The sequence below is a fragment of the Rhizobium sp. CF080 genome (assembly GCF_000282095.2).
In the GTDB taxonomy this organism is placed as follows: domain Bacteria; phylum Pseudomonadota; class Alphaproteobacteria; order Rhizobiales; family Rhizobiaceae; genus Neorhizobium.
This window is the reverse complement of the sequence record NZ_AKKC02000016.1, coordinates 456,668-477,406: the sequence shown is the minus strand read 5'-3', so window position 1 is coordinate 477,406 and position 20,739 is coordinate 456,668. Positions and strand designations below refer to the sequence as shown.

The following is a 20,739-nucleotide window of genomic DNA, read 5'->3' as shown; positions in this document are numbered from 1 at the left end:
ATGCTCGCGCTTCGGCTCCCACCTGACATAGAAGCCCGCCTCGATGAACTTGCTCGGCTCACTGGCCGCAGCAAGAGCTATTATGCGCGGGAAGCTATCCTGGCTCATCTCGACGATCTCGAAGATATCTATCTCGCCCGACAAAGACTGGAGAGCCTTCGCCGGGGCGAAAGTGACACAGTGCCACTCTCCGAGGTCATGAAGGAATATGGCCTGGACGATTGAGTTGCAGCGGGATGCCCAGCGGGAACTTGCCAAGCTGGGACATGAAAGCGCCCGACGCGTCCTGCGGTTTCTTCATGAACGCGTGGCGAAGCTCGAAGATCCTCGTTCGATCGGCGAAGCGCTGAAAGGTGCGGAGTTCGGGGACTTCTGGAAATATCGCGTCGGTGACTTCCGGATTATCGCCGACATCCAGGACGACGTCGTCCGCATCCTGATCGTACGCATCGGAAATCGGCGTGACGTGTATCGCTGAAAATCGGCCGATCACCCCTTGACCTTCCCATGATGGGAAGCTCCACATAGGGCGGGAAAGCGAGGTCCGTCCCATGAACCAGACCGTCAAACCGATCCACAAAGCCGAGCCCTTCACCGTTCCCGTCGAAGGCATGACCTGCGCCTCCTGCGTGCGCCGGGTCGAGAACGCGGCAGCGAAAGTGCCGGGTGTCGAGAAAAGCGCGGTCAACTTCGCGACCAAGAAGCTGACGGTGGAATCGACAGAGGGTTTTTCGCCGGAGGACCTCGAAAAGGCGATCCGCAAGGTCGGTTACCAGATCCCGCCGGGCGCCATGGACCATGCGCTGCGCGAGGCGGGGATGCTGCCGCCGACCGCCGACGCTTCGCATGCGGGACACGAGCATCACCACAGCCATTCCGGGCCGCAAAGCCACGAGCACATGGATCACGCCGCCATGGGTCATGACCAGTCGGGCCATGCCGGCGGGCATGACCATATGCATATGCACCAGGGCGAGGAGGGTGCGCTGAAGCGTGACCTGGCGATCGCCTTCGTGCTGACTTTGCCGCTGTTCGTGCTCGAAATGGCAAGCCATGTCTACGATCCATTCCATCATTGGCTGATGGGCGTGATCGAGACGCAGAACCTTTATTATGCCTATTTCGCGCTGGCGACGGTGGTGGTCTTCGGTCCCGGTTTCCGCTTCCTGAGGATCGGCCTGCCGGCGCTGTTGCGCGGCGCGCCGGAGATGAACTCGCTGGTCGCGGTCGGCGTTTTGGCGGCCTACGGCTATTCGCTGGTAACGACGTTTGCTCCGGACCTGCTGCCGGAGAGCGCCCGCTTCGTCTATTATGAAGCCGCCACCGTGATCGTCACCCTGATCCTGTTCGGCCGGCTGCTCGAAGCGCGCGCCACCGGCCGCACCGGCGAGGCGATCGAGAAGCTGAGCCGGCTGCAGGCCAAGACCGCCCGCGTGGAGCGCGACGGCAAGGTGCTGGATATTCCGTCCGAACAGGTGGTCGCCGGCGACGTGCTGGTGATCCGGCCGGGCGAACGCATTCCGGTCGATGGCACCGTGATCGACGGTTCTTCGAATGTCGACGAGTCGATGATTTCGGGCGAGCCGCTGCCGGTGGAAAAGGCGACCGGCGCCACGGTGGTCGGCGGCACGATCAACAAGACCGGCGCCTTCCGCTTCCGGGCCGACAAGGTCGGTCGCGATACGATGCTGGCGCAGATCATCCGCATGGTTGAACAGGCGCAGGGATCGAAACTGCCGATCCAGGGGTTGGTCGACCGCGTGACGGCCTGGTTCGTGCCGGCGGTGATCGTGCTCGCCGTTCTCACCTTCGCCGTCTGGTTGTTCGTCGGCCCCGAACCGGCGCTCGCCCATGCGCTGGCCAATGCGGTCGCGGTGCTGATCATCGCCTGCCCCTGCGCCATGGGGCTTGCCGTGCCGACCTCGATCGTCGTCGGCGGCGGTCGCGCGGCCGAACTAGGGGTCTTGTTCCGCAAGGGCGAGGCGCTGCAGGAATTGCGCAATGTTGCGCTCGTCGTGGTCGACAAGACCGGCACCGTCACCAAGGGGCGGCCGGAGCTGACGGACCTCGTAACGGCGGAAGGTTTTGCCGAAGACGAGGTGCTTGCGCTGGTCTCGAGCGTCGAGGCGCAGTCCGAACATCCGATCGCCGAGGCGATCGTCAAGGCGGCAGAAGCCAAGAGCCTGGCCGTGCCGAAGGCGGAAAAATTCGCATCGGTGACCGGTTACGGCATCGAGGCGGAGGTCAGCGGGCGAAAAGTTTCGGTCGGCGCCGACCGCTTCATGGAAAAGCTGGGGCTTTCGGTCAGGACGTTTGCCGAGACGGCCGCCCGGCTTGGCGACGAAGGCAAGACGCCGCTATATGCGGCCGTGGATGGAAAGCTCGCAGCGGTCATCGCCGTCGCCGATCCGCTAAAGCCGTCGAGCCGCGAGGCGATCAGGGCGCTGCAGGCCATGGGCGTCGAGGTGGCCATGGTGACCGGTGACAACCGCCGCACCGCCGAAGCCATCGGCCGTCAGGTCGGCATCGCGAGGGTGGTCGCCGAGGTCCTGCCGGAAGGCAAGGTCAAGGCGATCCACGAGATGCGGGCCGGTGGCCGCAAGCTGGCATTCGTCGGCGACGGCATCAACGATGCGCCGGCGCTCGCCGAAGCCGATATCGGCATCGCCATCGGCACCGGCACGGATGTGGCGATCGAAAGCGCCGACGTGGTGCTGGTCGGCGGCGAGTTGTCAGCCGCCGTCTCGGCGATCGCCATGAGCCGCGCGACGATGACCAATATCAAGCAGAACCTGTTCTGGGCCTTCGGTTACAACGTGGCGCTGGTGCCGGTCGCGGCCGGCGTGCTCTATCCAGCCTTCGGATGGCTGCTGTCGCCGATGATCGCCGCCGGCGCCATGGCGCTGTCGAGCGTCTTCGTGCTCGGCAACGCGCTGCGGCTGAAGGCGGTGAAAGTGGGAGAGACGCGATGAATATCGGCGAGGCTTCGAGCGCATCCGGCGTTTCGGCCAAGATGATACGCTATTACGAGGAGATCGGCCTCATCCGCCCGATGGGCCGTTCCGGCAACAATTACCGGGTCTATGGCGAGGAGGAGGTGCATATCCTCCGCTTCATCAAACGCGCCCGCAATCTCGGCTTTTCGCTGGAGGAAACCGAGACGCTGCTGAAGCTCTGGCAGGACAAGAGCCGCGAAAGCTCGGCCGTCAAGGAAATCGCGACCGCCCATATCGGCGACCTCGAACGGCGCATCGCCGAGATGCAGGGCATGGTCAAAACGCTGAAGCACCTGGCCCATTGCTGCGGCGGCGACAACCGCCCCAACTGCCCGATCCTCGATGATCTGGCGGGGGATGGCGAGATGGGGGATCGGGCTGTGGGCAAGAAGATTCATGCCTGAAAGTTTCGCGGTGGGAATGCCCCTCCACTCCGCGTGACATGCCCGCAGTACCCTTGACCTTCCCTCCATGGGAGGGTGCACAACACACATATCGAACATGGAGATTCGGATGACTGCGATTTTCACCGTGCCGGACATGACCTGCGGCCATTGCGAAAAGACCGTGCGCGGCGCGCTCGCGGACGCCCTGCCGGGCGCTGCGGTGGCGATCGACCTGGCAGCCCAGAGGGTGACCGTCGAAGGTGACGCGGTGAAGGCCGAGGACGCGATCCGCGAGGCTGGGTATTCGCCGGAAAGGGCGGCCTGAGGACAGGGCAGATTGAGGCGTCACCTTTGCCAAGGGCACCGGCGGCAGCGCCCCGCTGATTTCGCGCGCCGCCCTGAGGACGCAGCCCGCTCCCGAGATTTTGCTCCGCCTTTTCGCAAGGTGTAGCATCAACGCTCACTCCAATCTGACACGTGCCGGTTGAAATCGGCATCCGCAAGCTTGATCGGCAGTTGGTGGGCGCTGGGGAAGTAACCATTCCGGCGCCTGCATGGCCGGCTACGTATAAGTCCCAAATTTACGAGGCCCGCGGTTTGCCGTAATACTTGGCGCTAGTTCAGCGGGGGGCGGGGGCCATGGTTTTGCTTTGGAATGCTGCAACGGTGATTGCGGCATTTGTTATAACTTTCTTCATCTCAAACGGGCTCCGTCTGATCGGGAATTTCTCGGCCAATCTCAAGACTCTGCGCGCGTATAAGTTCGACGAATAGAAGACCGGCATGGACAGCGATCTGATCGAGCCGGAAATCGAAGCCCTGCAGGCCCTGGCCGGCCAGAGGCGGCAGGCGGGCACGGTCCGTGAGTGGATCTGCCTGGAAGAATTGAGCCGCAGGGGGCTATGCACCAGCAACCATCCGCGCGCCATCACCCCGGCAGGCCTGGCAGCGCTCGAAGTTGCGACCAACACCATCGACCTGCGTTCGAGGGGGCGGCGTCAGCGCGCTTCCTGATGGGATATCTGCCTGACAGAGAGCCGCCGGAGGTTTCCTCCAGGCGGCTTTTTCATTTTCGCGATCAGGTGCCTTGCGCCTGCCCGGCGGCTTAGAACTTCACGCCGATGCCGACATTGATGACGTGCTGGCTGAAGTCGAAATCGGCGCCTGCGAGGCTGCCGTTGCCGAAATCGTTGTAGCGGTATTCGAGGCGACCGAAGATATTGTCCGTGAAGGCGTAGTCGACGCCGGCGCCGACTGTCCAGCCGTTGAGCATGTCGTCGTCGTCAAAACCTCCGCCATCGATATGGGCGGTGGTGGCCGTCCAGCCGGCTGCGCCGAAGATCAGGGCGCGGTCCATGGCATAACCGACCCGGCCGCGAACCGAACCGGAGAAGCCGGTATCGATGTCGACGCCGCCTGCATAGCTGTTCTTGTTCCAGTCATAGTTCACGTCACCTTCGATACCGGCAACGAAACCGCTGGAGAACTGCCAGTTGTAGCCGACGAAACCGCCAAGCCTCCAGCCGTCGAAATCGTCCGAACCGCCGCCGGCGGCATCGCCCTCACCCCAGGCATAACCGGAATGAAGACCGACATAGGGGCCGTTCCAGGAGAACACGACCGGCATTTCGACGGCCTGCGGGGCTTGCGGAATCTGCTCGACAGCATCGGCTGCATAGGCAACGGAAGAGGCGGTCATGGCGGCCGACGCTGCAAAAATGAAAAGAGCCTTCATGGATATTCCCTCCGATTGTTTGGTAAAAACGCAAATAGGGCGATTTGCTTGGAAAGCTGTAGCTAAAATACAACGTCGGAAAAAATCTGCAGCAGCGCCATAGGGCATTGAAATTACAATATTTTATTTTCTATCGCGACCCTTGACCTCAATCGCGGTTGAGGTTGTAGCGTGCCGAGGACTGAAAAACCGGATAAGGGGCAGGGCGTGTTGCAGGATGTGAATGCGGGTTGGTCGAGGCTGCTCAAAGGCCGCGAAGGGGCGATGCTGGGGCTGATCTCTGCCGGGATCGGGCTGCATGCCTTCAACCAGTTCGCCATCGTCGCAGCGCTGCCGCCGGCGGCGAAGGAGATCGGCGGCACGGCCTATTTCAGCTGGGCCTATACGCTGTATTTCTTGGGCTCGATTGCTGGCGGCACCGGAGCTGCGGCCATGCGCGACCGGTTCGGGGCGCGCTTCATCCTCGTCCTTTCGGCACTGATCTTTGCGGTTGGCGGGCTGCTGGCGCTGTCGGCGCCGGCCTTTTCCTGGATCATGGCCGGGCGCCTGCTGCAGGGCATTGCCGACGGGCTGATCGTGGCGATCTGCTACAGCCTCATCCCTGCCAATTTCCCCTCCGCGCTGATCGCAAAAGTGTTTGCGGTGGAGGCGATCGTCTGGGCGGTGGCGGCGATTGCAGGGCCGCTGGCGGGCGGGCTGTTGACCGAGGCCTATTCCTGGCGGGCGTCGTTCCTGGCCGTTTCGCCCTTCGTGGCTCTGCTGGCCGGTTTTGCGCTGACCGCGAGGATTAGGGTGACCGAGGCGGCGGCGGTGCCGTTGTCCGTTGCCACCATTTCGCTCTGCCTGGCTGCTGCCTTCGTCCTGTCGCTGTCGTCGGTGGTGAGCGGCGGCGCGATGCAGGCGGTGGCGGTCGTGGCGGGGATAGGGCTGTTCCTGTCGGCGCTGAAGCTCGACGGGCGGATCGGGCCGAAACTGTTTCCGGAAGGCGCCTTCCGGCTGGGTTCGGTTGTGGGGCACGGGTTCTGGGTGCTGTTCCTGATGTCGGCGAGCCACTCTGTCGGCAGCGTCTACCTGGCGCTGATGATCGGTTCCGTGTTCGATTTCCGGCCGGCGATGGTCGGTTATCTGGTGGTGACCATGGCGCTCTCCTGGAGCGCGGTGGCCGTGGTCGCGAGCCGGATCACGGCCCTGGCTCTGCGGCATCGGTGGATGCGCGCAGGCGCATTGTTTCAACTGGTCGGTTTCCTCTGCCTCGGGGCAGCTTTTGCAAGCGGCTCGCTGGCGCTGCTTTTGGCAGGCCAGGTGGCGATCGGAACGGGCTTCGGCGTCGCCTGGGCAAGCGTCAACCAGGCGGCGATGGAAGCGGCAGCAAGGCAGGAGCGCGATCTCGCAAGTGCCTTGCTGCCGACGATTTCGACCGCGGGATATGCGATCGGCGCCGGCATCGCCGGCATGATTGCGGCGGCGACCGGACTGGTTGCTGCGCTGGAGAAGGGGGAGGCCGGCGGGCCGGCGCTGTGGCTCTACGGGACGGCTGCAGCCGGCGCGCTGCTCACCTTCGTCCTCGGTTTCGGGGTGCGGCTTGCGAAGCCTTGAGCGGCGCAACAAAAGCGCATTTCGCTTGTTCGGCAGGAGGGATTGCCCATATTTGGGAGAAGGGCCGCCGCATCCTCGGCCGGGCGGCCGAAGGAGTTCTTTCCGTGTTCCAGTTCGACAATTCCTATGCCCGCCTGCCGGACAGGTTTTTCGTCTCCGTCTATCCCGAGCCGGTGGAGGGGCCGAAGCTCCTGAAATTCAACGAGGCGCTGGCGGCTGAACTGGGCGTCGAGGCCGATTTCTCCGATCCCGGCCGGCTGGCGGCGATCCTCGCCGGCAATGTCGTGCCGCCCGGCGCCATGCCGATCGCCATGGCCTATGCCGGCCACCAGTTCGGCAATTTCGTGCCGCAGCTCGGTGACGGGCGGGCGATATTGCTGGGCGAGGTCGTGGACCGCAACGGCATCCGCCGCGACATCCAGCTGAAGGGCGCCGGACCGACGCCGTTTTCCCGCAGAGGCGACGGGCGGGCGGCACTCGGGCCGGTGCTGCGCGAATACATCGTCTCCGAGGCGATGAACGCGCTCGGCGTGCCGGCGACGCGCGCCCTGGCGGCGGTTGCGACCGGCGAACGGGTCTATCGCGAGACGATCGAACAGGGCGCGGTTTTCGTGCGGGTCGCGGCAAGCCATGTGCGGATCGGCACGTTCCAGTTTTTTGCTGCCCGCGGCGACAACGATGGGGTGAAGCTGCTTGCCGACTATGTGATCGAGCGGCATTACCCGGAGCTGAAAACGGCAGAAAACCCATATTTGGCGCTGCTGCAGGGCGTGGCGGCGCGGCAGGCAGCTCTGATCGCCAGGTGGCTGGGCGTGGGTTTCATCCACGGGGTGATGAATACCGACAACATGACGATTTCGGGCGAGACGATCGATTTCGGGCCTTGCGCCTTCCTCGACGAATACGACCCGATGAAGGTGTTTTCCTCGATCGACCAGGGCGGCCGCTACGCCTATCGCAACCAGCCGGGCATCGGCCAGTGGAACATCGCGCGGCTGGCGGAATGCCTGCTGCCGCTGCTGGACGAGGACGAGGATAAGGCCGTCGAGGCGGCCAACGCCGTGCTGAAGGCTTTCGGCGAGCGGTTCCAGAAAGAGTGGGTCGGCGTTTTCCGGGCCAAGCTCGGGCTGTTTTCCGAGGCCGATGGCGATGGCGAGCTGATCCAGGCGCTGCTTGGCATCATGCACGAGGGCCAGGCGGATTTCACGCTGACATTCCGCAGGCTCTGCCGCGCCGCAGCGGGGACGGAGGGAGACGAGCTGTTCCTCTCCTCCTTCTCCGACCTCGCCAAGGCGCAGGAATGGCTGGAACTCTGGGGAACGCGGCTCGATGCGGAACCACAGGGCCCGGCCGAGCGGGCGCAGGCGATGCGGGCGGTCAACCCGGCGGTCATCCCGCGCAATCACAAGGTCGCGGAAGCCCTGGCGGCCGCCAATTACGGCGACTTCAGCTTCTTCGAACGGCTGCTGGATGCGCTGGAAAAGCTCTATGAGGACCGGCCGGAATTTGCCGACTACACGCAGCCGCCGAAGCCCGAGGAACGGGTGACGCAGACTTTCTGCGGGACGTGACCGCCGTAAATTAATTTTTGCTAATTAGGAAAATAGTCCTTGACGGCGTGACGGTTGTTTGATAGGGTTTAGGCACAGTCGAAGAATTGCGCCGGTGGGTAGCCTCAGGGCAGCCGGTGGCAAGACTTCCAGTCAAACTGGCCCGGTCTCAAAAGCCGGGCCTTCTTTTTATCTCGAAAATCGGCAGCGGGGATTGGCAGTGACCGGAAACGGCGCGGCGCGATTTTCTGCGTCGAAATTTTGGCCCTAACTCCGGGCCCAGGGATATCCGAGATGGATGAATTCGAGAGGTTCGATCCGGCGCTTTTCGGGCTCTGGACGGAGACGCCCGTCTATGGCGACGGGCTGGTGATGGAGGATACGGCGCTGGCGGACACGGTGCGCGGCGTGCTGCTGGAAACCAAGTCGGCCGACGGTGCGATCTCGCCCGGCGAAGAGCTGCGGCAGCTCTTGAACGAGATGACGGTCGAGATGCGCGACCAGTTTTCGACCTTCCGGAGGATGCGGACCTCGGCGGAGGCTGCGCTGGAGGGTGGCGACGATGCCGCCCAGAAACTGGCGCGCGCCGACGTGAAGGCCGCCACCGACGCCATGTCGCTGATCGTCCGCACGCTCGAAAAGGTCGATAGCCTGCAGCGCCAGCTTGCCCGCGACCGCGAGGCGGCGGCGGATCGTGCGGCGGACGAGGGCGGGTACGAGGAGGCCAAGGCCCGCTTCCTGAAAATGATCGAGGATCGCGCCAATGAAGAAGCCCATCGACTTTACGAAGCGTGGAAGCGGGATGGGCCTCCGGATTGGGTTGCTGCGCGGCTTGAAAGTCAGGGAGCCCAGTCTGCGGACGTTGCGGCTGGCGCAGGAAAAGATCGCGGGCAAGACGGTGACGTCATCGAAGCATTTCGGCCAGGGCATGCGGCAGATCGAGATTGCCCGTGAGGTGGAGATTGCTCGCGCAGAAAGCGGCGCAGCCCTCGGAAAGGGCAGGGACCTGTCAGAGGTGATCGCAAGCGGTGCCACAAACGCCATCTTCCCCCTTGCGGGGGAGATGTCACCGGAGGTGACAGAGGGGGGTGGCGCCGCGAACTCAATTGTCGAAGAGCATGCCGCGGCACCCCCCTCTGCCCTGCCGGGCATCTCCCCCTCAAGGGGGGAGATCGAGATGCCGCACCGGCGTTCTCCTGCAGGCGAGCACTTTTCCGAGGGGAATGAGCAGCCCGATACGTCCCTGATTGGCTTCATGCCCAGCCATGAACGGGATTGGGATATTAAGGGCCGCCGCGAACAGAAACCGCCCGAAGGCGACTGGCGCACCTGGTTGATCATGGGTGGGCGCGGGTCGGGCAAGACGCGGGCAGGCGCCGAATGGATCCATGGGCTGGCCTCGGCCGACGCACGATCGGGGCTCAGGATCGCACTGGTGGCGGAAACGCTGGGCGATGCCCGCGAGGTGATGATCGACGGGGTTTCGGGGATCTGCCGGATTGCGCGACGCAACCGGCCGGACTTCGAGATTTCGCGCCGAAGGCTGGTCTGGCCGAACGGGGCGGTGGCGCAGATCTTTTCCTCGGAAGACCCGGAAAGCCTGCGCGGCCCACAGTTTCATTTCGCCTGGTGCGACGAGCTCGCCAAATGGCGGCATGCGGAGGAAACCTTCGACATGCTGCAGTTCGGGCTGCGGCTCGGCGCCGATCCGCGCCAGCTGGTGACGACGACGCCGCGGCCGGTGCCGATCCTGAAACGGCTGATCGCCGATCCCGGCACGCAGCTTGTGAGGATTTCGACCCAGGCCAATGCCGGCAATCTCGCGCCGGGTTTCATCTCGGCGCTGGAGGCCCGTTACGGCGGGACCAGGCTCGGGCGGCAGGAACTGGCCGGAGAGCTGATCGAGGACCGCGAGGATGCGCTGTGGAAACGCAGCGACCTGGAGGCCTTCACGATCCGGTTTGCGGGGGCGTTGAGGCGCATCGTCGTGGCGGTCGACCCGCCTTCCGGTTCGGGCGAGACTTCCTGCTGCGGCATTGTCGTCGCCGGGCTGGAGGCGAGCGGCCGGGCAGTGGTGCTGGCCGATTGCTCGGTGGAGGGCAAGAGCCCTGCCGGCTGGGCGAATGCGGTGGCGCGGGCTTATGCGCGCTTCCAGGCGGATCGGGTCGTGGCGGAAGTCAACCAGGGTGGCGAGATGGTGACGGCGATGCTGAAAAGCGTCGATGCGGGACTGCCGGTGACGATGGTGCGGGCGACGCGGGGGAAATTCCTGCGGGCCGAACCGGTGGCCGCCCTCTACGAACAGGGACGGGTGGCGCATGCCGGGCGGTTCGCGGAACTGGAGGACCAGATGTGCGATTTCGGCCCGGACGGCCTGTCTTCAGGCCGCTCGCCGGACAGGCTCGACGCGCTGGTCTGGGCGCTGACGGCGCTGATGCTGGAAGGTCATGGAGAGCCGCGCGTGCGGGGTGTTTGAGCGCGGCTCGTCGCTTTCGTTGATGCTGATCAGCGCGGGGTGGCCGGCTTCGGCTGGGCGCTTTCGCGGATCTGCTTCCACTCGGATTCCATCCGCTCGAGGACATGCTGGGGGATCGGCTTGGAAGGGGCTGCCGGCACGGGCTGCTGCATCATCATGATCTCCGTTTCTATGAGAAGGCCGACATGAACGGCGCGTGGACCCGTTGGTTCCATACCGTTACGGAAATGTAAACTGCCCGCTAAACGCTTAAAACGATTTAGTTTTTCTAAACCGATTGAAACTTGGTGACAGAAGTGAAGGACAGGTTTTCATGCAGCTCAGCCGACGTGCTTTCTTCGATTTCGTGCGGATGAAACTTTTCCAGGGTCGGCTGGGCGCCGGCCAGGTGGCGGGATTGACGGCGATTCTCGACGGTTGGTTGGCAAGGGTGGGGCAGGGCGGCATGCAGCCGCTGGCCCCATGCTCGGCGCAGCCGCTGGCCTATGTGCTGGCGACCGCCTTTCACGAGACCGCCGCCACCATGCAGCCCGTCCGCGAGACCCTGGCGGCGAGCGACAGGGTGGCGATCGCGCGGCTGGAGGAGGCCTTTGCGGCAGGAAGGCTGGGATCGGTCAGGACGCCTTACTGGCGGCCGGACGCGGATGGCAGGAGCTGGCTCGGTCGCGGCCTGGTGCAGCTCACCCACCGGCGGAACTACGAGGCGATGTCCGGCGTGACCGGGATCGACCTGTTGGCCGATCCGGGGCGGGCGATGGAGATGCCGGTGTCGGTCGCGATCCTGATCGAAGGCATGCGGCGCGGCAGTTTCACCGGCCGGAAGCTCGACGACTATTTCGGGCCGGGTCGAGCCGACTGGGTGGGCGCGCGAAAGATCATCAACGGCAATGACCGGGCAGAACTGGTGGCGCGGCATGCGCGGGTGTTTGCCGAGGCACTGGACACCAAGCCGCATTGAAGCCCGTGGCGCGCCATGATAGCGAGGCCTCCGCATTGCTGGAGGTTCCATGATACGTCACATCGTGTTTTTCACGGCGCAAACAGGCGAAATCGAGCGGGTCCGGGCGGGCCTCTCCCTGCTGACCGGCAATCCGCATGCATCGATCCTGGAGATCGGCACCAATGTGAAGAGCGACCAGCTCGGCAACGAGGTCGATCTGGTCGTCTACGGCGAATTCGAGGATGAGGCGGCGCTGGCCGCCTACAAGGCGCATCCGGTCTATCAGGCATCGATCGATATCGTCCGGCCGATCCGCGAGATGCGTTTGGCGGCGGACTTCGACAGTGAAAGCGCGGTGAAGGCGCCCTTGCCGCTTCCGTAAGGCGGGCTCTGCGCCCGCGAGCGAAAGGACAATCCACCATGAAATCTCCATTCCGGCGCCCGTGGTTTTCCACGGGTGGGCGACGGGCCGTGCCTGACATCCAGAAGACCGATGCCCAGAAGACGGAGACCAAGACGGCTTCCGGTTTTGCGATCGTCTCCGGCGAGGGGGCGGCGCATTGGTCGGGGCGGTCCTATGCGGCGCTGGCGCGGGCCGGCTTCATGAGGAACCCGGTCGCCTATCGGGCGATGCGGATGATCGCGGAAGCCGCCGCGGCCGTGCCATGGCTTGCCTATGACGGTGCGACGGAGCTTGCCGAACATCCGGCGCTTGCGCTGCTAGCCCAACCGAACGCCCGGCAGGGCGGGCCGGATTTCTTCGAGGCGCTCTACGGGCACCTGGCGCTGTCCGGCAATGCCTATGTCGAGCCGTTGTCGATCGGCGGGGATTTGCGCGAACTGCATCTGCTCAGGCCCGACCGGGTGAGCGTGGTCGAGGGCCGCGACGGCTGGGTGGCGGGTTACGATTATCGCGCCGGCGGCACCACGCGGCGGCTGCCGGCCGAGACCGACGGCGTCTCGCTGCTGCATCTGAAGCTGTTTCATCCGCTCGACGACCATTGCGGTTTTCCGCCGCTCGGCGCGGCCGGTGCCGCGCTCGACCTGCACAATGCGGCGGCGAGCTGGAACAAGGCGCTGCTCGACAATTCCGCAAGACCTTCCGGGGCGCTGGTCTACCAGCCGAAGGATGGCGGCAACTTGTCCGCCGACCAGTACGAGCGGCTGAAGGACGAACTGGAGGCGGGTTATTCCGGCGCCGTCAATGCCGGGCGGCCGCTGCTGCTCGAAGGCGGGCTCGACTGGAAATCGATGGGCCTGTCGCCGAAGGACATGGATTTCATCGAGGCGAAGAACGGCGCGGCCCGCGACATTGCGCTCGCCTTCGGCGTGCCGCCGATGCTGATCGGCATTCCCGGCGACAATACCTATGCCAACTACCAGGAGGCCAACCGCGCCTTCTACCGCCTCACCGTGCTGCCGCTGATATCCCGCACCGCCGCGAGCTTCTCCGCCTGGCTGTCGCAAGCCTACGGCGAGCGGCTGCGGCTGGACCCGGATCTCGACCGGATCGCCGGCCTTTCCGCCGAGCGCGAGGCGCTGTGGGCAAGGGTCGGGGCGGCGGCGTTTCTGAGCGACGAGGAGAAGCGCGAGGCGGTGGGGTATTAATCGGGCACGGTGTGGTGTATTTGTAATACTATGTATTACAAAATGGAGGCTGTCATGGCCAAGCCCACTCTCTCCGATCCGATCACCCTGCGTCTGCCGGTCGACATTCTGGAGGACATCGAGAAGATCGCCGAGACGGCGGATCGCAGCCGATCCTGGGTGATCGTGCGGGCGCTGAAATATTACCTGATGGCGGAGGGAAGTGAAATCCTCAGCATTCGGCGTGGCGGGGAAGATATCGAGGCGGGGCGGTTCGAGGATGCGGAGGAGTTTTTCACCGAGCTTGACCGTCTCAACCGCGAGGACGCCGCCTGATGAAGGTGTTCCTGTCGGAGGAAGCGATACGCTATGTCCAACGGGAAAGGGCGTATCTTGCCCAATTCAGCCGACGGGCATCCATTGCCTTTTCGGAACAGGTCAAGAGGGCGATACGGTTGATTGCGGATCATCCTCGTGTGGGGACCGCTGTGGCGCCGGTCGAGGGAATTCGCCGTTTCGTATCGGCGCCTTATCATTTGGACTATGTCATCCAAGCGGATCGGATACTGGTTGTTTCCATCATGCATGCGCGGCAGGGGCCAGCCGATCTCGAAAAGGACGAAGACGACGATTTCGAGTGAAATTGTTGAAGGCACACTTTCTGTGGTCTGGCCGGTCTCCGAATGAACTCACCCAACCTGCGAAGTGCCGAACTCAACTTCGCAGCAGGTAGCCCCAACTGATTCCAAAGACTCATGGAAACTGGATCCGCCTGACCCTGCGTCAGGCGCGGAACGGCTGGTTGAATGGCAACAGCGCCGCTCGATCCATATGCGTACATCATAATCAAGAGAGATTAAAAATGGCTGACCTCGGAAATGATCCGGGCGCACTGCCCGGCTTGTGGGCGGCGAGGATCGCCGGTGCCACGGCGGGGGCCGGTGTGTCGCTGATCTATCTCCTGCCGAAGAGCCGTCGCGAGGCGGCGAGCCGGTTTCTGACGGGCTTGAGCTGCGGGACGATCTTCGGCGGGCCGACCGGGCTGTGGCTGGTCGAGCGGCTGGGGATCGGGGCTGAGCTTTCCGGCCCAGAGGTGATGCTGACGGGATCGGCGGCGGCCAGCCTTTGTGCCTGGTGGGTGCTGGGCGTGCTGGCGCGGATTGCTGCGCGATATGGCGGGCGGAGCGGCTAAGCTCGGGCCTATCTCTCCCCTTGCGGGGGAGGAAGAAAAATCAAAAAAATCAGGAGAATACCGATGCACGCTTATCGCGGGCCGCGTCCGACTGCGCGCAAATTCGCCAATCTGGAACTCGCAGGCGTGACCGGCGACGGGTTCTTTTCCGGTTATGCCAGCGTCTTCGGCGAGATCGACCTCGGCAAGGATACGATCGAGCGCGGTGCCTTCGGCAATTGCCTCGTCGAGCGTGGGGCGATGGGGGTGCGGATGCTCTATCAGCACGACCCTTCCGAGCCGATCGGCGCCTGGCGGACCATCCGCGAGGATGCTCGGGGGCTCTATGTCGAGGGCATGCTGTCGCCGGGCGTTGCCCGCTCCCGCGAGGTACTGGCGCTGATGAAATCAGGTGCGCTCGACGGACTGTCTATCGGGTTCCGCACGGTGAAGGCCCGCACCGACGCCAAGACGGGGGTGCGCAGGATCCTGGAAGCCGATCTCTGGGAGATCTCGGTGGTGACCTTTCCGATGCTGCCTTCGGCGCGGGTCTCCAACGTCAAGCATGCGCGGTTCTTCCGCGACAGGGAAACCGAACTCGTCCGCCAGATGCGGCGGGCGGCGAAGATGATGATGAAATCAACCTTCAAAGGAAAAGCGATATGACGGATCAGCCCAGGACTATGGCAAGCGTGGCGCCCGAGGTGAAGGCCGTGCCGGAAACGGTGACGGCGGCCTTCGACGAATTCATGGAGGCGTTCGAGGCCTTCAAGGAGGTCAACGACCGGCGCCTTGGCGAGATCGAGCAGAAGCTGACCGCCGACGTGGTGACCCGCGACAAGATGGACCGCATCAACCGCGCCGTCGACGACCAGAAGAAGGTGCTCGACCAGCTGGTGCTGAAGAAGGCCCGGCCCCGTCTTGGGTCGGAACTCGGCCGCGGTGGCGCCGAGCTTTCGGCCGAGGCGGTGGAGCACAAGGCGGCCTTCGACGCCTATGTCCGGCGAGGCGAGGAGAACGGTCTGCGCGACCTGGAGGCCAAGGCGTTTTCGGCAGGGTCCGGCACTGACGGCGGTTATCTCGTGCCGTCGGAGACCGATACGGAAATCGGCCGGCGCATCTCGGTGGTTTCGCCAATGCGGGCGCTCTCGACCGTGCGCACCGTCTCCTCCGCCGTGTTGAAGAAGCCCTTTGCCGCGGCCGGCCTTTCGACGGGCTGGGTGGCCGAGACGGCGGCGCGGCCGCAGACCAATACGCCGCAGCTTGCCGAACTCTCCTTCCCGACCATGGAGCTCTACGCCATGCCGGCGGCCACGCAGGCGCTGCTGGATGACGCGGCGGTCGATATCGAGGCCTGGATCGCCGGCGAGGTGGACATCGTGTTTGCCGAGCAGGAGGGCGATGCCTTCATCCGCGGCGACGGCATCAACAAGCCGAAGGGATTTTTATCCTATCCGACGGTGGCGGACAGCGCCTGGACCTGGGGCAATATCGGTTATATCGCCACCGGCGTGGCAGGCGGCTGGAAATCGACTGGTCCCTCGGACACGCTGATCGACCTCATCTATGCGCTGAAGGCCGGCCATCGCCAGAACGGCACGTTCATGATGAACCGCAAGGCGCAGGGCGATATCCGCAAGTTCAAGGATGCCGACGGCAACTATCTCTGGCACCCACCGGCCGCCGCCGGCCAGCCGGCCTCGCTGATGGGTTTTCCGATCGCGGAAGCCGAAGAGATGCCCGATGTGGCGGCGAATTCGCTCTCTATCGCATTCGGCGATTTCCGCTCCGGTTACCTCGTCGTCGACCGGGCCGGCGTGCGCATCCTGCGCGATCCCTATTCGGCAAAACCCTATGTGCTCTTCTACACCACTAAGCGCGTGGGCGGGGGCGTACAGAATTTCGAGGCGATTAAGGTGGTGAAGTTTGCGGCGAGCTGAAGCTCGGTGAGTAGTGGGTAGTGATTAGTGAGCAGGGGCGGCCAGTCAGTTGGTCGCCTTTTTCACGTCACGGCCCCTACTTGCGTCTTACTACTCACTGCCGACTACCCACTACCCACCTCAGGATCCCCATGACCTACGCTCAAACCACTCCGCCTTCCGCGGAGCCGCTGACGCTTGCCGAGGTGAAGGCGCATCTGCGTCTTGATGGAGGCGACGAGGATGCGCTGCTGGCCTCACTGATCACCACTGCCCGGGAGCATCTGGAGCGGGAGACGGGGCTTTGCCTGATCTCTCAAGTCTGGCGGCTCTATCTCGACCGCTGGCCGGCCGACGGGGTGATCCGGATATCGAGATCGCCGGTGCAGGCGATTGAGACTGTTATGGTTTATGACGCCGACGGAACGGCGCTTGAAGTTCCACTGGAAGATCATCTGCTCGACGGCGAAGGCCGGCCGGCGCGGTTGTGGCTGAGACATCCGCCGCAGCCGGGCAGGGCCGTCAACGGCATCGAGATCGACTTTTCGGCCGGCTTCGGCGAGGCGGGCACCGATGTGCCGGACACGCTGAAACGGGCGATGTCCCTCCATATCGGCCACATGTTCGCCTTCCGCGGGGTCGTTTCGCCGGACAACCAGCCGGCCGGAATTCCCGACGGTTACGAACGGCTGATCGCGCCCTTCCGGATGCGGAGGCTCTGATGGCGCTGTTCTTCGATCCGGGGTCGATGACCGCCAAGCTCGACCTCGAGGCACCGGAGGCGGTGCCGGACGGGCAAGGCGGCGCGGCGGTGACCTGGGAGGTGACGGCGACGCTCTGGGCGCGGATCGAGCCGGTCTCGTTCGTGGTGGAGGAACAGGCGGCGGCCGAGGGCGGCACGGTCAGCCACCGTATCTGGGTACGGTTCCGCGACGGCATTTCAGCCGGCCAGCGGTTTCGCAAGGGCGGGCGGCTCTTCCTGGTGAAGTTGGTGCACGATCCGGACGAGACGCGGCGTTACCTCGTCTGCCAATGCGAGGAGGAAACCCGATGACGGCGGGAAACGCGCTTCTGCGAGCGATCCATCAGACGCTTACCAACGATGCGGCGCTGACCGCGATCGTCGGTGCCGACGGCATCCGCGACCGGCTTCTGCCGCGGGCAAAGTTGCCCTGCGTGGTGTTCGGCGAGATGGAGACACGGGATTTTTCGACCGCCACCGAGGCAGGCGAGGAACATCTTTTGGTCCTGGAAATATGGTCCGACGGCGAGGGGCGGCGGCAGGTTCAGGAGATCGCCGGGTTGGCGCACTCCATGTTGCATGACGCCGGGCTGGCGCTTGAAGGCGCGGCACTGGTGAGCCTGCTGCAGGTGAGCATGCGGACGCGGCGGGAGCCGAAGACGAAGTTTTATCTGGGGGAGATGCGGTTTCGGGCGGTGACGGAGTGATGGAACTGCTCGGATTGGTCGTTGAATAACGCGAGGAAAATGTATATACAATGAATGTACATTGTGGATTCCAGGGTTATGGTAGCACTTCGAAAAAACGAAACGATCAATCTGCGGATAGATGCATCGACACGCGAGGTCATTGCCCGCGCGGCCGAGATCTCCGGCAAGTCGCTGTCGGCGTTCATGACCGAAGCGGCCTTGGCAACTGCCCAGAAAGAGCTCCTGGACCAGCGGTTCATTGGCGTCGATGCGACGATGTTCGATGCCGTCGAAAGTTTGCTCGGGGAGCCGGCGCAGGTGAATGAGAAGCTTTCTGCCTTGCTCAAGTCGAACCGGCAATGGCTCGACTGAGCCCATGTATCGCAAACCAGTTCCCCTGGGTGAGCAACATCATCTTGGAGATTTCGAGAGCGGCAAGCCGGTGCTCGATAGATTCCTGAAGGAGATGGCGCTTCACAATCAAGCGCAGAGCTATACGCGGACCTTCGTGATTGCCGACGCCGATTTTCGGGTGGTCGGCTATCACTCGCTGTGCGCCGGCATGATTTCGCGCGAAAACGCGCCTCGACAGGTCAAGGGGCATCAGGCGCCGGGCGAGATCCCCGTGGCTTTGCTGGCTCGGCTTGCGGTGGACCGGAGGCATCATGGACAGGGCCTGGGCGGCGAACTTCTGAAGAATGCCCTATTGGCCGTTGTTGCGACCTCGGAAGTGGTCGCCTTTAGGGCCGTCATGGTTCACGCCCTCGACGACGAGGCGTCGAGTTTTTATCTCAGACACGGGTTTCGGCAGGCCAAGGGGCTGGACCGTACCCTGCTCTTGCCGGTCAAGGATATCGTCGCTTCAATCAGCAATTAAGCGCCCATTCGCCCGTCGCACCAGCCCGACCAGCATCAGCACGAACACCAGCGAGATCGCCGAGAGCACGGCGCCGGTCATGAGGGCGGCGGAGGCGCCGGCGCGGTCGAGGAGGGCGGTGAAGATGACCGGGGCGGCGGCATTGGCGAGGTTCTGCGGCAGCGACAGGCGGGCGGATTGCAGGCCGAATTCGCGCGGCGAGAAGAGCGACAGCGGCAGCAGCGCGCGGGCGACCGCGAGCACGCCGGTGCCGAAGCCATAGAGCAGCACGAAGATGACGAGGATCGGAGCCGAGGACGTGATCATGGCTGCCAGCAGGAAGCTGATGAGCACCAGGCTGGTGCCGACCATCGAGGTCAGAAGCGTATTGCCACGTCGGCCGAGAGCCATATCGACGAAACGGGCCGAGACGCCGATCGCGCCGCGCGCCGAGCCGAGCTGAAGGGCGAGCGCCGGCGAGGCGCCGGCCTGTTGCAGGAGAGCGAGCAACGAGGGCGACAGGCCGAAGCTGATGAACGAACTGATCGCGGTGGCTGCAGCCACCAGGAAGAAGGCGCGGCGGCGTTCCGGCGGCGTGAAATCGACCGGCACCGTATCCGTGGCCTGAGCTTGTTCGCTCCGGTCGATCGGTTTCGGCAGACCAAACAGATAGAGCGGCAGGCAGACGAAGATCTGCAGAGCGGCGGAGAGCACAAATGTCATCCGCCAGCCGACGAGATCGTTCATCAGTGCCAGGACCGGCCAGAAGATGGTGGCTGATAGCCCGGTGAACAGCATGAGGATGGCGATGATGCGCTTGCCGTCGAGGCCCTCGCGCTCGACGACCGCCGTATAGGCCGGCGCCGACAGGCCGAGCGCGCCGCCGACACCGATGATGATCCAGGCGAGCCCGTAGACCAGGACTTCGTGGGCGCTCGCGAGCAGCAGCAGGCCGATCGCGAAGGTGACCGACGCTGTCGCCATGACCTTGGCGGCGCCATGGCGGACGAGCAGGCGACCGGTTGCGGGGCCGGCGAGCGCGCTGACCAGCATCATGATCGACAGGCCGAAGAACACGACCTCGTTGGGCAGGCCGAGTTCCGGCGCGACGACGCGGCCCATGACGCCGAGCATATCAAAGCTCGTGCCCCAGGAGATGATCTGGGTGACGGCGAGCACGGCGATCGTCTGCGCCGAGCGCAGGGGGAGGATTTTGGGCATGGTGGCGGGAAGCATTCGCGAAAACGGGTGTGAGCGCTCGACGCTCTAGCACCGCTTCCGGAGGTGCGAAAGCGACAAACGACAACAGCGGAAAGGACTTCCACATGGTTGCGCAGAAGGGCAAGGACCTGCTCTTGAAGATCGACAATGACGGCGCGTTCCTGACGGTGGCGGGGCTGCGCTCGAAGCGGCTCGCCTTCAATGCTGAGACCGTCGACATCACCGATGCCGAAAGCGCCGGGCGCTGGCGCGAGCTCCTGGGTGGCGCGGGCGTGCAGCGCGCGTCGCTAACCGGGGCCGGTATTTTCAAGGACCAGGCGAGCGATGCGCTGGTGCGCGGCGCGTTCTTTGCCGGCAGCATTCTTGCCTGGCAGATCCTGATCCCGGCCTTCGGCACGGTGACCGGGCCGTTCCAGGTGACGGCGCTTGAATATTCCGGCGAGCACAATGGCGAGATCCGCTTCGAGCTTGCGCTGGAATCGGCGGGCAGCCTGACCTTCGGGGCGCTCTGATGCAGGGCGCACGGGCAAATCGCCGGCGCGGCGAGGTGGAGGCGGTGATCGACGGCGAGCGCCGCATTCTCTGCCTGACGCTTGGCGCGCTGGCGGAGCTGGAGACGGCGTTTTCGGTCGGCGATCTCAACGGGCTGGCGGAGCGTTTTTCCTCCGGCCGGCTGAAGGCGGCGGACATGATCCGGCTGATCGGCGCCGGCCTGCGCGGCGGCGGCAATCTGTTCTCCGACGACGAGGTGGCGGCGATGAGCGTCGACGACGGTGTCGTCGGTTATGCGCGGATCGTCGGGGATCTGCTGGCGGCGACATTTGCCGGGCCGGGCAGGGACGCTGCAGCAAACCCTTGAGAGCCGCAGCGGGTAA

General features: G+C 64.2%; 28 protein-coding genes. 25 read left to right on the top strand and 3 right to left on the bottom strand.

From position 1 onward, the window contains the following. From PMI07_RS32650 to PMI07_RS32625, 6 genes are all read left to right on the top strand, one after another. Positions 1–225, top strand: coding sequence for a DUF6290 family protein (locus PMI07_RS32650; RefSeq protein ID WP_007760739.1), 225 nt, complete (start codon positions 1–3; stop codon positions 223–225). Next, positions 209–478 (top strand): type II toxin-antitoxin system RelE/ParE family toxin, encoded by a 270-nt coding sequence (locus tag PMI07_RS32645; protein ID WP_007760740.1) that lies wholly within the window; start codon positions 209–211, stop codon positions 476–478. The genes PMI07_RS32650 and PMI07_RS32645 overlap by 17 nt, the downstream gene beginning before the upstream one ends. Before the next feature lie 73 nt (positions 479–551). Beyond that, positions 552–2,972 carry a heavy metal translocating P-type ATPase gene (locus PMI07_RS32640; RefSeq protein ID WP_024164380.1) on the top strand — a complete coding sequence of 807 codons (2,421 nt, stop codon included), beginning with the start codon at positions 552–554 and terminating at the stop codon, positions 2,970–2,972. Further along, entirely contained in the window at positions 2,969–3,400 is a 432-nt protein-coding gene (gene cueR, locus PMI07_RS32635) for a Cu(I)-responsive transcriptional regulator (protein ID WP_007771844.1), read from the top strand. Before PMI07_RS32640 ends, cueR begins: the two co-directional genes overlap by 4 nt. A 109-nt stretch (positions 3,401–3,509) precedes the next feature. Next, positions 3,510–3,707 (top strand): heavy-metal-associated domain-containing protein, encoded by a 198-nt coding sequence (locus tag PMI07_RS32630; RefSeq protein ID WP_007771842.1) that lies wholly within the window; start codon positions 3,510–3,512, stop codon positions 3,705–3,707. 458 nt (positions 3,708–4,165) lie between these two features. Next, positions 4,166–4,396: a hypothetical protein gene (locus tag PMI07_RS32625; protein WP_007771822.1), complete on the top strand. Its 231-nt coding sequence runs from the start codon at positions 4,166–4,168 to the stop codon at positions 4,394–4,396. Between the two features lie 91 nt (positions 4,397–4,487). Here PMI07_RS32625 and PMI07_RS32620 read toward each other — a convergent pair whose 3' ends face one another. Next, positions 4,488–5,117, bottom strand: a complete 630-nt coding sequence (locus PMI07_RS32620) for an outer membrane protein (RefSeq protein WP_007771811.1) — start codon at positions 5,115–5,117, stop codon at positions 4,488–4,490. A gap of 207 nt (positions 5,118–5,324) precedes the next feature. On the opposite strand from PMI07_RS32620, the gene PMI07_RS32615 reads away from it, so the two are divergent. The 4 genes from PMI07_RS32615 (at position 5,325) to PMI07_RS32600 (ending at position 10,739) form a co-directional block, all read left to right on the top strand. Further along, the gene (locus tag PMI07_RS32615) at positions 5,325–6,713 is read left to right on the top strand and encodes an MFS transporter (protein WP_155956715.1); all 1,389 of its coding nucleotides are present in this window, start codon (positions 5,325–5,327) and stop codon (positions 6,711–6,713) included. A 71-nt stretch (positions 6,714–6,784) separates the two neighbouring features. Next, entirely contained in the window at positions 6,785–8,284 is a 1,500-nt protein-coding gene (locus tag PMI07_RS32610) for a protein adenylyltransferase SelO (RefSeq protein WP_051484313.1), read from the top strand. A gap of 273 nt (positions 8,285–8,557) precedes the next feature. Then, positions 8,558–9,217, top strand: a complete 660-nt coding sequence (locus PMI07_RS32605) for a hypothetical protein (RefSeq protein ID WP_007771808.1) — start codon at positions 8,558–8,560, stop codon at positions 9,215–9,217. 301 nt (positions 9,218–9,518) lie between these two features. After that, positions 9,519–10,739 carry a terminase family protein gene (locus PMI07_RS32600; protein WP_051484312.1) on the top strand — a complete coding sequence of 407 codons (1,221 nt, stop codon included), beginning with the start codon at positions 9,519–9,521 and terminating at the stop codon, positions 10,737–10,739. Between the two features lie 29 nt (positions 10,740–10,768). On the opposite strand, the gene PMI07_RS36015 is transcribed toward PMI07_RS32600, so the two are convergent. Continuing rightward, on the bottom strand, positions 10,769–10,894 hold the full coding sequence (locus PMI07_RS36015) for a hypothetical protein (protein WP_007775397.1): 126 nt from the start codon (positions 10,892–10,894) through the stop codon (positions 10,769–10,771). A 158-nt stretch (positions 10,895–11,052) separates the two neighbouring features. Here PMI07_RS36015 and PMI07_RS32595 point away from each other — a divergent pair, with 158 nt between their 5' ends. The 13 genes from PMI07_RS32595 to PMI07_RS32535 all read left to right on the top strand — a co-directional run bounded on the left by PMI07_RS32595 (position 11,053) and on the right by PMI07_RS32535 (position 18,664). Further along, a complete protein-coding gene (locus PMI07_RS32595; protein WP_007775383.1) occupies positions 11,053–11,697 on the top strand; it encodes a hypothetical protein in 645 nt (214 codons plus the stop codon). A gap of 49 nt (positions 11,698–11,746) precedes the next feature. After that, entirely contained in the window at positions 11,747–12,061 is a 315-nt protein-coding gene (locus PMI07_RS32590) for a Dabb family protein (RefSeq protein ID WP_007775377.1), read from the top strand. 38 nt (positions 12,062–12,099) lie between these two features. Continuing rightward, positions 12,100–13,287: a phage portal protein gene (locus PMI07_RS32585; RefSeq protein WP_024164378.1), complete on the top strand. Its 1,188-nt coding sequence runs from the start codon at positions 12,100–12,102 to the stop codon at positions 13,285–13,287. A 54-nt stretch (positions 13,288–13,341) separates the two neighbouring features. After that, positions 13,342–13,602: a ribbon-helix-helix protein, CopG family gene (locus PMI07_RS32580; protein ID WP_007774355.1), complete on the top strand. Its 261-nt coding sequence runs from the start codon at positions 13,342–13,344 to the stop codon at positions 13,600–13,602. Continuing rightward, positions 13,602–13,907, top strand: a complete 306-nt coding sequence (locus PMI07_RS32575; protein WP_007774357.1) for a type II toxin-antitoxin system RelE/ParE family toxin — start codon at positions 13,602–13,604, stop codon at positions 13,905–13,907. The genes PMI07_RS32580 and PMI07_RS32575 overlap by 1 nt, the downstream gene beginning before the upstream one ends. Positions 13,908–14,128: 221 nt before the next feature. After that, the gene (locus PMI07_RS32570; RefSeq protein WP_007774364.1) at positions 14,129–14,458 is read left to right on the top strand and encodes a DUF6107 family protein; all 330 of its coding nucleotides are present in this window, start codon (positions 14,129–14,131) and stop codon (positions 14,456–14,458) included. A 63-nt stretch (positions 14,459–14,521) separates the two neighbouring features. After that, positions 14,522–15,103, top strand: coding sequence for an HK97 family phage prohead protease (locus tag PMI07_RS32565; RefSeq protein WP_007774366.1), 582 nt, complete (start codon positions 14,522–14,524; stop codon positions 15,101–15,103). Beyond that, positions 15,100–16,377: a phage major capsid protein gene (locus PMI07_RS32560; protein ID WP_024164377.1), complete on the top strand. Its 1,278-nt coding sequence runs from the start codon at positions 15,100–15,102 to the stop codon at positions 16,375–16,377. The genes PMI07_RS32565 and PMI07_RS32560 overlap by 4 nt, the downstream gene beginning before the upstream one ends. Positions 16,378–16,508: 131 nt before the next feature. Then, positions 16,509–17,078, top strand: coding sequence for a head-tail connector protein (locus PMI07_RS32555; protein ID WP_007754688.1), 570 nt, complete (start codon positions 16,509–16,511; stop codon positions 17,076–17,078). Then, the gene (locus PMI07_RS32550) at positions 17,078–17,410 is read left to right on the top strand and encodes a phage head closure protein (protein WP_007754690.1); all 333 of its coding nucleotides are present in this window, start codon (positions 17,078–17,080) and stop codon (positions 17,408–17,410) included. Before PMI07_RS32555 ends, PMI07_RS32550 begins: the two co-directional genes overlap by 1 nt. After that, complete coding sequence (locus PMI07_RS32545) at positions 17,407–17,805, top strand: DUF3168 domain-containing protein (protein WP_024164376.1); 399 nt, start codon at positions 17,407–17,409, stop codon at positions 17,803–17,805. Before PMI07_RS32550 ends, PMI07_RS32545 begins: the two co-directional genes overlap by 4 nt. Positions 17,806–17,883: 78 nt before the next feature. After that, positions 17,884–18,159 (top strand): DUF1778 domain-containing protein, encoded by a 276-nt coding sequence (locus tag PMI07_RS32540; RefSeq protein WP_007766211.1) that lies wholly within the window; start codon positions 17,884–17,886, stop codon positions 18,157–18,159. A 4-nt stretch (positions 18,160–18,163) separates the two neighbouring features. Then, complete coding sequence (locus PMI07_RS32535) at positions 18,164–18,664, top strand: GNAT family N-acetyltransferase (protein ID WP_007766205.1); 501 nt, start codon at positions 18,164–18,166, stop codon at positions 18,662–18,664. Here PMI07_RS32535 and PMI07_RS32530 read toward each other — a convergent pair. Next, entirely contained in the window at positions 18,650–19,864 is a 1,215-nt protein-coding gene (locus PMI07_RS32530; protein ID WP_037088871.1) for an MFS transporter, read from the bottom strand. The two genes, PMI07_RS32535 and PMI07_RS32530, sit on opposite strands and share 15 nt — an antisense overlap. Before the next feature lie 104 nt (positions 19,865–19,968). On the opposite strand from PMI07_RS32530, the gene PMI07_RS32525 reads away from it, so the two are divergent. Then, positions 19,969–20,376, top strand: coding sequence for a phage major tail protein, TP901-1 family (locus PMI07_RS32525; protein WP_007766201.1), 408 nt, complete (start codon positions 19,969–19,971; stop codon positions 20,374–20,376). Then, positions 20,376–20,723 (top strand): gene transfer agent family protein, encoded by a 348-nt coding sequence (locus PMI07_RS32520; RefSeq protein WP_007766200.1) that lies wholly within the window; start codon positions 20,376–20,378, stop codon positions 20,721–20,723. Before PMI07_RS32525 ends, PMI07_RS32520 begins: the two co-directional genes overlap by 1 nt. Positions 20,724–20,739 lie beyond the last annotated feature (16 nt).

Excerpts from the sequence above, each read along its gene's own strand:
- PMI07_RS32520 (WP_007766200.1), top strand. The coding sequence starts at position 20,376 with ATGCAGGGCGCACGGGCAAATCGCCGGCGCGGCGAGGTGGAGGCGGTG.
- PMI07_RS32580 (WP_007774355.1), top strand. The coding sequence starts at position 13,342 with ATGGCCAAGCCCACTCTCTCCGATCCGATCACCCTGCGTCTGCCGGTC.
- PMI07_RS32595 (WP_007775383.1), top strand. The coding sequence starts at position 11,053 with ATGCAGCTCAGCCGACGTGCTTTCTTCGATTTCGTGCGGATGAAACTT.
- PMI07_RS32625 (WP_007771822.1), top strand. The coding sequence starts at position 4,166 with ATGGACAGCGATCTGATCGAGCCGGAAATCGAAGCCCTGCAGGCCCTG.
- PMI07_RS32620 (WP_007771811.1), bottom strand. The coding sequence starts at position 5,117 with ATGAAGGCTCTTTTCATTTTTGCAGCGTCGGCCGCCATGACCGCCTCT.
- PMI07_RS32565 (WP_007774366.1), top strand. The coding sequence starts at position 14,522 with ATGCACGCTTATCGCGGGCCGCGTCCGACTGCGCGCAAATTCGCCAAT.
- PMI07_RS32525 (WP_007766201.1), top strand. The coding sequence starts at position 19,969 with ATGGTTGCGCAGAAGGGCAAGGACCTGCTCTTGAAGATCGACAATGAC.
- PMI07_RS32645 (WP_007760740.1), top strand. The coding sequence starts at position 209 with ATGGCCTGGACGATTGAGTTGCAGCGGGATGCCCAGCGGGAACTTGCC.
- PMI07_RS32650 (WP_007760739.1), top strand. The coding sequence starts at position 1 with ATGCTCGCGCTTCGGCTCCCACCTGACATAGAAGCCCGCCTCGATGAA.
- PMI07_RS32640 (WP_024164380.1), top strand. The coding sequence starts at position 552 with ATGAACCAGACCGTCAAACCGATCCACAAAGCCGAGCCCTTCACCGTT.
- PMI07_RS32555 (WP_007754688.1), top strand. The coding sequence starts at position 16,509 with ATGACCTACGCTCAAACCACTCCGCCTTCCGCGGAGCCGCTGACGCTT.
- PMI07_RS32585 (WP_024164378.1), top strand. The coding sequence starts at position 12,100 with ATGAAATCTCCATTCCGGCGCCCGTGGTTTTCCACGGGTGGGCGACGG.
- PMI07_RS32590 (WP_007775377.1), top strand. The coding sequence starts at position 11,747 with ATGATACGTCACATCGTGTTTTTCACGGCGCAAACAGGCGAAATCGAG.
- PMI07_RS32550 (WP_007754690.1), top strand. The coding sequence starts at position 17,078 with ATGGCGCTGTTCTTCGATCCGGGGTCGATGACCGCCAAGCTCGACCTC.
- PMI07_RS32540 (WP_007766211.1), top strand. The coding sequence starts at position 17,884 with ATGGTAGCACTTCGAAAAAACGAAACGATCAATCTGCGGATAGATGCA.
- PMI07_RS32570 (WP_007774364.1), top strand. The coding sequence starts at position 14,129 with ATGGCTGACCTCGGAAATGATCCGGGCGCACTGCCCGGCTTGTGGGCG.
- PMI07_RS32630 (WP_007771842.1), top strand. The coding sequence starts at position 3,510 with ATGACTGCGATTTTCACCGTGCCGGACATGACCTGCGGCCATTGCGAA.
- PMI07_RS32605 (WP_007771808.1), top strand. The coding sequence starts at position 8,558 with ATGGATGAATTCGAGAGGTTCGATCCGGCGCTTTTCGGGCTCTGGACG.
- PMI07_RS32575 (WP_007774357.1), top strand. The coding sequence starts at position 13,602 with ATGAAGGTGTTCCTGTCGGAGGAAGCGATACGCTATGTCCAACGGGAA.
- PMI07_RS32560 (WP_024164377.1), top strand. The coding sequence starts at position 15,100 with ATGACGGATCAGCCCAGGACTATGGCAAGCGTGGCGCCCGAGGTGAAG.
- PMI07_RS36015 (WP_007775397.1), bottom strand. The coding sequence starts at position 10,894 with ATGATGCAGCAGCCCGTGCCGGCAGCCCCTTCCAAGCCGATCCCCCAG.
- cueR (WP_007771844.1), top strand. The coding sequence starts at position 2,969 with ATGAATATCGGCGAGGCTTCGAGCGCATCCGGCGTTTCGGCCAAGATG.
- PMI07_RS32600 (WP_051484312.1), top strand. The coding sequence starts at position 9,519 with ATGCCCAGCCATGAACGGGATTGGGATATTAAGGGCCGCCGCGAACAG.
- PMI07_RS32530 (WP_037088871.1), bottom strand. The coding sequence starts at position 19,864 with ATGCCCAAAATCCTCCCCCTGCGCTCGGCGCAGACGATCGCCGTGCTC.
- PMI07_RS32545 (WP_024164376.1), top strand. The coding sequence starts at position 17,407 with ATGACGGCGGGAAACGCGCTTCTGCGAGCGATCCATCAGACGCTTACC.
- PMI07_RS32535 (WP_007766205.1), top strand. The coding sequence starts at position 18,164 with ATGTATCGCAAACCAGTTCCCCTGGGTGAGCAACATCATCTTGGAGAT.